Source organism: Methylophaga sp. (assembly GCF_965655755.1).
In the GTDB taxonomy this organism is placed as follows: Bacteria; Pseudomonadota; Gammaproteobacteria; order Nitrosococcales; family Methylophagaceae; genus Methylophaga.
Genome location: NZ_CBFHHW010000012.1, coordinates 53,830 through 61,530 on the forward strand (window position 1 = coordinate 53,830; position 7,701 = coordinate 61,530).

General features: G+C 44.8%; 8 protein-coding genes. 6 read left to right on the forward strand and 2 right to left on the reverse strand.

Going from position 1 to position 7,701, the window contains the following annotated elements:
- The 4 genes from ACTF5U_RS05880 to ACTF5U_RS05895 all read left to right on the forward strand — a co-directional run.
- A partial coding sequence (locus tag ACTF5U_RS05880) for a PfkB family carbohydrate kinase (protein WP_438970713.1) occupies positions 1–473 on the forward strand: 473 nt, incomplete at its 5' end.
- A 23-nt stretch (positions 474–496) separates the two neighbouring features.
- Positions 497–2,455, forward strand: a complete 1,959-nt coding sequence (locus ACTF5U_RS05885; protein ID WP_438970714.1) for an amylosucrase — start codon at positions 497–499, stop codon at positions 2,453–2,455.
- A gap of 78 nt (positions 2,456–2,533) precedes the next feature.
- On the forward strand, positions 2,534–3,859 hold the full coding sequence (locus ACTF5U_RS05890) for a DASH family cryptochrome (protein WP_438970715.1): 1,326 nt from the start codon (positions 2,534–2,536) through the stop codon (positions 3,857–3,859).
- A gap of 79 nt (positions 3,860–3,938) precedes the next feature.
- On the forward strand, positions 3,939–4,685 hold the full coding sequence (locus tag ACTF5U_RS05895; RefSeq protein ID WP_438970716.1) for a TIGR01458 family HAD-type hydrolase: 747 nt from the start codon (positions 3,939–3,941) through the stop codon (positions 4,683–4,685).
- Between the two features lie 57 nt (positions 4,686–4,742).
- Here ACTF5U_RS05895 and amrA read toward each other — a convergent pair whose 3' ends face one another.
- Both amrA and amrB read right to left on the reverse strand, forming a co-directional pair.
- Positions 4,743–5,294 (reverse strand): AmmeMemoRadiSam system protein A, encoded by a 552-nt coding sequence (gene amrA, locus ACTF5U_RS05900; RefSeq protein ID WP_438970717.1) that lies wholly within the window; start codon positions 5,292–5,294, stop codon positions 4,743–4,745.
- Positions 5,294–6,082, reverse strand: coding sequence for an AmmeMemoRadiSam system protein B (gene amrB / locus ACTF5U_RS05905; protein ID WP_438970718.1), 789 nt, complete (start codon positions 6,080–6,082; stop codon positions 5,294–5,296). The genes amrA and amrB overlap by 1 nt, the downstream gene beginning before the upstream one ends.
- An 84-nt stretch (positions 6,083–6,166) precedes the next feature.
- On the opposite strand from amrB, the gene amrS reads away from it, so the two are divergent.
- Together amrS and ACTF5U_RS05915 are read left to right on the forward strand one after the other, a co-directional pair.
- Positions 6,167–7,273, forward strand: a complete 1,107-nt coding sequence (amrS, locus tag ACTF5U_RS05910) for an AmmeMemoRadiSam system radical SAM enzyme (RefSeq protein ID WP_438970719.1) — start codon at positions 6,167–6,169, stop codon at positions 7,271–7,273.
- A gap of 16 nt (positions 7,274–7,289) precedes the next feature.
- Positions 7,290–7,701: DUF2726 domain-containing protein (locus ACTF5U_RS05915; protein WP_438970720.1), on the forward strand; the 412-nt coding region annotated here is incomplete at its 3' end.

A 7,701-nucleotide genomic window follows, 5' to 3' on the forward strand; every position in this document is an offset into this window, starting at 1 on the left:
AAAAGCTTACTGAAAAGCCGGGCCTGGATATTTTTGTGGATATCAATTTACGGGATCCCTGGTGGCAAAAAGAAGACATTTGTCACTGGCTGGAACAGGCCCGCTGGGTGAAGTTAAATCAGCATGAGCTTGCTGAGTTGGGTTTTCGTTCGGCTGACCTGCATCAGGATATGACGCGTATGCACAGTCATTATCATCTGGATCAATTGATTGTGACCTGTGGTGAGAAAGGCGCCATCGTGAGAGATCAGGATGGCGAATTCCATCTGACAACGCCGACCCCATTAACAGAGGTTGTTGATACGGTGGGGGCGGGAGATGCGTTTACTGCAATGTACATACATGGCCTGTTAGCAGATTGGACAATCACTGAGGCGCTGGCAAAAGCACAGCAATTTGCGTCGCACGTGGTTGGTCTGCGTGGCGCAATCAGTAAAGATAAAAATTTTTATAGTAATTTCAATAACGAATAATACAAACAAAAGAAACGACATAAATGTATGAACAGCAAGCACATACGCTATTAAATGACATTCTGAACGAAATCGAAGCCGGCATTTCCAGACAAGATCTGCGATATTTCTATACGCGGTTGGGTGCGAATTTTTATGCGATTCACTCTCTGTTTGAACGGCTTTATGGCGACCGGCCTGACTTCAAAGAACAGGCTCATAGCTTGGTCGAAACGATGGCTAAGCAATACATTCGTCGTCCAGAAGATCTTCGTCAACGTGATATTGAACGCGAAGCGGATCATAACTGGTTTCTTAGTCAAAACTGGGTCGGCATGGCACTTTACAGTCATGGGTTTGCTGATGACTTGAAAGGTATGGAAAGTCACCTGAATTACTTTCAGGAACTCGGTGTCAACATGGTCCATATCATGCCGATCATGCAATGCCCAAAGGGGAGTAGTGACGGTGGCTATGCGGTCAGTGACTTTCGCGAAATTGATGAAAGGGCAGGCACCATTGATGATTTGCTGCATTTATCCAGGGCGATGCATAAACGCGATATGCTGCTGACAATGGATGTGGTGTTGAACCACACCTCAAATGAGCATGAATGGGCTCTCAAGGCACGGGAGGGTGACAAGCTTCATCAGGAGTATTATTACACCTTCGAAACCCGAGATATTCCTGATATGTTCGAGCAGAGCATGCCTGAAGTATTCCCGGAAACTGCACCCGGAAACTTTATCTGGGATGAGGATATGCAGCGTTGGGTAATGTCGGTTTTCAATGAGTACCAATGGGACCTTAATTACTCTAATCCGACAGTTTTCATTGAAATGCTTGATGTTATCCTGTTCTGGGCAAATCAAGGCGCTGACATTCTTCGGCTCGATGCCGTGGCATTCTTATGGAAAAAAATTGGGAGTACCTGTCAGAATGAGCGCGAGGCACATCTCATATTACAATTACTTAAAGATTGCTGTCAGGTAACCGCGCCTGGCGTTCTGTATATTGCTGAAGCCATAGTCGCACCAGTAGAGGTGACCAAGTATTTTGGCGAGGATGCCGTTATCGCCAAAGAGTGCGAAATCGCTTATAACGCCACTTTTATGGCCTTAATGTGGGATGCCGTTGCGACTAAAAATGCCAACTTGCTTAATCAGGGTATTAAGAGTCTGCCGGTGAAGCTGGAGCGGGCAACATGGCTTAACTATATTCGCTGTCATGATGATATTGGGCTGGGTTTTGATGACCGTGATATTGATCTGGTCGGCTATGATCCACAAGAGCATCGTAAATTTCTGATTGATTATTTTATGGGGCGGTTTGATAACTCACATGCGAGAGGTCTACCCTTCGGTGAAAATGAAAAAACCGGTGATGCGCGTATTTCCGGTTCATTGGCATCATTAGTCGGGCTGGAATATGCAGTTGAGACTGGTGACCTGAAAGCTCAGGACGATGCAATCAAAATCATCCTGCTTTTGCACAGCCTGATCATGTCCTTTGGTGGCATTCCTCTGCTTTATTACGGTGATGAGCTGGGTACGATCAATGATGTCTCTTATCTGGATGATCCACACAAACAGGGAGATTCTCGTTGGGTACATCGTCCGGTAATTGATTGGGATAAAGCCAAATTACGAAATGAACCTGGAAATTATCAGTACGAAATTTTTTCAGCGCTGAAACATATGATTTCGGTACGTAAGGAAATCGATGTGTTTGCTGATTTTAATAACCGACAGTTGATTGATGTCGGCAACGAGCATTTATTTGTGTTTGAACGTTACAGCATCGCTCAGCAATTTGATCGGGTACTGGTCGTCGCTAACTTCAATGACAAACCACAACAGTTAGATATAGACAAGTTAGTAGGGTGGGGAGATCCACAGTATGGTGAGGTAATTGATCTATACAGTGGTCAGGCACCAGATATTTTTAACGATAGCCTCGTTGTGCCGGCATTTAGTTTTCACTGGTTACAACAAAGTTTATAAACTCGAGCCTTCACACTAAAGGGACATGAATTGGCTTAGGCTTATCCAATTAATTTAATTCAATGAGAGGCGTGTTCGATGTGCAAAACCGGTCTAGTCTGGTTTAACCACGACTTACGAGTCCACGACAATCCGGCTCTGCTCGAAGCCAGCCTCAACTGTGATCGTTTAATTTGTCTGTTTTGTTATGACGAGCTTTGGGATAAACCGACCGGATTTAATGCTAAACCACTGGGTGAGATCAGACACCAATTTCTTAATGAGACTTTGCATGCTCTAAACCAATCGCTTGAAGTAAAAGGTCAGAAACTCATTGTAATGAAAGGGAATCCGGTTGCAGTCATATCGGAACTCATCACGCAGTACAAAGTGAGTCATGTCTACCGAAGCCATCATGTTGGAGTATATGAAAATAGACAATGGCAGCACCTTCGAGTCGATTTTCCGCGAGTTCAATTTGATTCCTTTTGGACACACACTTTATTCCAACAGGCACAACTACCGTTTGATCTGACTTCTTTACCCAGTTCATTTAGTCAGTTCAGAAAAATTGTGGAGGCGTTACCGATTGATACGCCTGTACAAATGCCAAAGAATTTGGCCTTGCCCGTCTCTGAATTCAATGAACCAACACACACTTTATCAAGCTTTAATAAGTCACAATCACACTTTTCGGGTGGTGAAACTGCAGCCATTGATCATATGCAAGCGTATTTTAGTAGCGATTATCCGGCTCAATATAAGCTTCTTCGGAATGATCTAGATCACTGGTCTCATTCAACCAAATTCTCGGCCTGGCTGGCGAACGGTTCTTTGTCCGTTAAAAGGTTGCTTCAGCAGCTAAGACAGTACGAAAAAACGTATACAGCCAACGAGTCGACATATTGGATCTACTTTGAGTTGTTGTGGCGTGAATATTTCCAATGGTATGCCTTTCGATATCGCCATAAACTTTTCCGCCCTCAGGGGCTGGGTAAAAACAAAATTAATTGCTGTTTCTACCCGGAGCGCTATCAAAAATGGGCCCATGGTAATACGCCGTACCCTTTAGTGAATGCATTGATGAAACAATTAAATGAAACCGGTTATATGTCTAATCGGGGACGTCAGATTGTTGCAAGCTGTTGTATTAACGAGCTGGAATTAGATTGGCGTTTTGGTGCCGCCTATTTTGAGCAGAAATTGATTGATTATGATGTTGCTTCCAATTGGGGTAACTGGCAATACATTGCTGGTGTAGGGGCTGATCCTCGTGGTGGCAGACATTTCAATATTGATAAACAGACTCGTCAGTATGATCCTGACAACCGGTTCATAGACAAATGGCAGGGGCAAGTGACATCACCCAATCTGGATTCGGTTGATGCGGCTGATTGGCCCATCATGCCTTACAAAAGTGATTGATACACTTCGTTATTGTTGAGTGTTGTATGCCAAGGGCGCATACTTAATTTATCGCTTTCACCACACGGAGGACTTTGTGATGCACAAGGCGATCCTGTTTGATATCAGCGGTGTGTTGCACGTTGATAATGTGCCAGTCAATGGTGCAGTAGCACTCGTAAGAGAACTGCAAGATAAGCAAGTACCTATCCGGTTTGTTACCAACACGTCACGAACAACCAGCACAGCCATTTTCCTGAACCTGCAAAAGATGGGCTTTGATGTAAAACCGGATGATATTTTTACTGCTCCGCTAGCCGTAAAACATGTCTGTCAGCAGCGAGACCTCCGACCCTATTGTCTGATTCATCCCGACTTGTTACCCGAGTTTAAAGAACTAAATCAACGAAACCCAAATGCGGTGATTGTGGCTGATGCGGCAGAAAAGTTTGATTATAAACATTTAAATCGTGCATTCACCATCCTGATGGAAGGAGCGCCTTTACTGGGAATTGGCCGTAACCGTTACTTCAAATCTGCCGGTAAATTGCAGCTTGATGCAGGACCCTTTATTCAGGCTCTGGAATATGCAACTGATATCGAGGCCGAGATCCTTGGCAAGCCTGCAATCGGTTTTTTTCATGCTGCTGTCTCAGCTTTAGGACTCAAACCAGAACAAGTATTGATGATTGGAGATGATATAGAAGCTGATGTTTTAGGCGCCGTGGATGCAGGATTGTCTGCTTGCCTGGTTCGAACCGGCAAGTATTTGCCCAAAGATGAAGAAAAACTGGGGGCAGCAAATGTAGCAGAGACAGTCGTGGAGGCGGTCGAAGATTGCTTTTAATACGATAGCCGCCTCTCACAGGCATAAAAATGATGTTTGTATACAAGCTGAATAGTATTAAAAAGTCTCAGTGGAATAGCGATAACATTGGATGGTGTCTGACCAATATTCTTTGCTTAAACCCGCTTTACGCTTCAACTCATGCACAAAACGTTCTGGATTGGGTATGGCATCCCATACGGCCGGTAGAAACGTGGCACGAAAGCTTCCATCTTCAATGATTAAGCCATCATTGCCGGGATGAAGCTGTCTCAGTAGGTCTTTTTCAGAATCACAATCAATAATGACTGCCTGGCTGAGGATTGAGATATGGATTTCCAGATCCGTTGCAATACTTTTTGTGACTGGCTCAAAACGCGGATCTTCAAATGCGGCGGCATAGGCATTTTTTGCTACATCTTCAGCAAGTGAACGTGTCGCCTTTAAAGAACCAATACATCCGCGCAATGCGCCTGCCAGATAAAGAGTGACAAAACTTGCCCGGTCAACGACGACGTTAGGTGGCAGGCTATGTGTATCTATGGGCATCGGCTGTGCATTGCTTAAGCCATAATAAATCGCATCACGAGCAATTTTCTTGAGTAGATAGCGATCCGCTTTAGCTAGCATTATTGAAACAGGTAGGCACCGTAACCTACTACACTGTCACGTTTACCAGCGGTATCGCCGGAGTTTCTTAGGTCCAGAATATGACCATGCAGATCATGTTGCCGGGCATACAAAAGAAGACCATTTATACCCACACTGCCGCAGGCGTGATACCCATCAATAAACTGGTTATTCATATCTATAATCGCTTTTGATGTTTCTGCATCGGTTTCACAAGCACTGTCGTAATCGAGAAAATGACTTAAATCAGAGCTGATAACAATCAACGTTTCTTCACCACCCCAAAGCGTATCTAATACCCTTGCGACTAATTCTGGACTGGCCTGACCTGCAAGGATGGGCACAATTTTGAAGTCATCCAGAAGGTATTGCAGGAAGGGCAGTTGCACCTCCAGGCTGTGCTCACGGGTGTGTGCTCGCTCAAGGGCGTGCACACCTTCAATAGACATGATCTGACTTTCTGCGTCACGATCGACCGGGATAAGTCCCATCGGGGTTTCAAACCACTCTGCTGAAGACAGGGCCAGCCCTTCAAACGGTACACGATGGGAGGGGCCGATAAGGACAACACGTTTTATTATAGTTTTGAGTGGTTTTAAATGCTGGTAGGCACAGGCGGCAACGGCACCAGAATAAGTGTAACCGGCATGGGGCACGATCAGTGCTTTGGGAGACAACGATTGCTCTGCGTGGCATGCAGCCATGTCAGTTGCGATCTGGTTTTTCAATTTGCCTGCATCAGCAGGGTAAAACAAGCCTGCAACAGCATTGGGGCGAACGATCTCCATGACAATCCTCCGCTTATCAGCGTAATATGCTAAGTATCAACTTTGCCGAATTATATTGCAATATTTGCAAATGCAAGGTGCAGAATGACGCTGATAAAATCGCAGTCCAAAAAATTCGGAAGTACCGTCAAAACCCGCTATTGGCATAAGCTTGCTGATGGTCGTGTGCAATGTGATTTATGTCCACGGCTTTGTAAATTACATGAAGGTCAACGGGGCTTATGTTTTGTCCGTGCCAACCAGCATGATGAAATTGTATTAACCACGTGGGGACGATCAAGTGGCTTTGTGATTGACCCGATTGAAAAAAAACCATTAAATCATTTTCTGCCCGGTACGCCGGTTTTATCTTTTGGTACGGCTGGTTGCAACCTAGCGTGTAAATTTTGTCAGAACTGGGATATCAGCAAATCCCGGGAGATGGATACACTGATGGATGTCGCGAAGCCCGATAACATTGCTGCTAAAGCAAGCGCGTCAGGCTGTAGAAGTGTTGCTTTCACATACAATGACCCCGTTATTTTCCATGAATATGCGATTGATGTAGCGCAGGCTTGTCGCGAGCAGGGCATTAAGACCGTGGCCGTCACAGCCGGGTATGTCAGTCCAGAGCCGCGAGTAGAGTTTTATCGCTATATGGATGCGGCAAATGTGGATTTAAAAGCTTTTACTGAAACGTTTTACCATAAGATAACGGGAGCACACCTTCAGCCTGTTTTGGAGACGTTGCTCTATCTCAAACATGAAACGCAGGTCTGGTTTGAGCTGACAATATTATTGATACCGGGTGAAAATGATGGTGAAGCCGAGATAGCGGCCATGTCTCAATGGGTATTGGAAAATTTAGGGCCTGATGTACCGATGCATTTTTCAGTTTTTCACCCCGACTGGAAAATGCAGAATAAACCAAGTACACCTCACAGAACAGTACAAAAAGCGCGGCAAATTGCATTGGATAACGGAATTAATCATGCGTATGTTGGTAATATGCATGATAAAAATGCCGATAGCACTTGGTGTAAACAGTGTGGTGAGTTATTAATCGGTAGAGACTGGTACCAGTTATCAGAGTGGCATCTGGATGCAGAAGGTCGATGCAAAAGGTGCGGAGCTATTTGTGCCGGTGTTTTTGAACCATTGCCAGGAGAGTGGGGACCAAAGCGCCGGTTAATCAATATGGAAGAGGGCTGATTTGGATAAGTACGTTATGCAATTCATGGCAGCAGTTTTGATTGTATTTTTGCTAGCTGTTTGGGCTTTGGTGCGTTTGTCTCGAAACAAAACGGAATCAACAGTGCGTATTCAGAAACAAGATCTCCTCCTGGATAGCTCCTTAAGAGATTTCAGAAAACGTCTGGTGGATGCGTTTAAGGATGATTTTGATATCTATCCATGCGTTCGCTTGGCTGATCTGCTGAAGGTGTCATACAGAGCAGGCGATAAAAGCAGCGAAGCTTTCCAGCAAAAAGTGTTATCACTGAGTGTGGACTTCGTTTTAATCGACCAATTGAATGGAAAGGTTGCATGTTTAGTTCAAATGGATAAGGAGCTGGAAAATACTGACCAATACCGATTTCTGGAACGTAGTTGTCAGCAGGCAAACTTACCGTTAGTCCATT